Source organism: Brevibacillus migulae, assembly GCF_004521915.1.
In the GTDB taxonomy this organism is placed as follows: Bacteria; Bacillota; Bacilli; order Brevibacillales; family Brevibacillaceae; genus Brevibacillus_F; species Brevibacillus_F migulae.
The window spans coordinates 1-780 of sequence record NZ_SDKD01000065.1; the positions used below are offsets into that span (position 1 = coordinate 1).

Sequence of the window (780 nt, forward strand, 5' to 3'; positions counted from 1 at the left end):
ACTGCTATCCTAGATCGGTTATTACATCACTCCAGCACAGTCAATATCAAGGGTGAAAGTTATCGAATAAAGGAGAAGAAAAAAGCCGGATTCTTTAGACCAGAAATAACCGAAGAAAAGGATCAGTCGCTTGAGTAGGGGAGCAAACGGTCCCTATTGATGGGGAAATTTCAATTGATGATTTTGAGGAATTTTAGATTGATGTTGACAATAGTAGTTTTTTATTCATAAATCCTCTGATTTCACCATAAATTTTGNATAGTAGTTTTTTATTCATAAATCCTCTGATTTCACCATAAATTTTGTTCATTCTTTTTTAGACAAATTCTGAAACTATTTTACGTGTATAAATGATTCTTGATATTATTCCCCTTCTTTTCAATCTCTTTTTATTCTTACCTTTTCCTACGATCTTTTCGGAAGTATCCTCAACAAACTCTATCTTGATCATATTTTCTTCCTCTAAATCGTCGCCAATAATAGAAGGTGAGTAAACTTCAATTTTATGATCATCTATTATCTTTTCAACTTTCTCAAGTTGATATCTCAACAAATTAATTATTTTCTCTTTCTGATTATGCCCATTTCTTTTTCTAGAATTTTCAAGGTTAAATGTATCAACTCTCTTGTCTATCAACAAATTCACATGAAAAAACACTTTTAGTTCGTAAGTATTTCCGGGAAAAAAACGTCTTTATTGTTTATCAGTATTGCGTTAAATCTTAGGTCAATATCGTCGTTGTCAACGCCGGAATTAATTTGACCCACGAGCGCCGGTAT

Annotated in this window: 2 protein-coding genes; one reads left to right on the forward strand and one right to left on the reverse strand. The window is 32.2% G+C overall.

All coding sequences use genetic code 11. The features are described 5' to 3' along the window. Positions 1-138, forward strand: a 138-nt coding sequence (locus EIZ37_RS26270; protein ID WP_235828234.1) for an ATP-binding protein, incomplete at its 5' end; no start/stop codon positions are given. Positions 139-316: 178 nt separating this feature from the next. Here the strand turns inward: EIZ37_RS26270 and EIZ37_RS25550 are convergent. Further along, positions 317-646, reverse strand: a complete 330-nt coding sequence (locus EIZ37_RS25550) for a hypothetical protein (RefSeq protein ID WP_134687571.1) — start codon at positions 644-646, stop codon at positions 317-319. Positions 647-780: the final 134 nt, after the last annotated feature.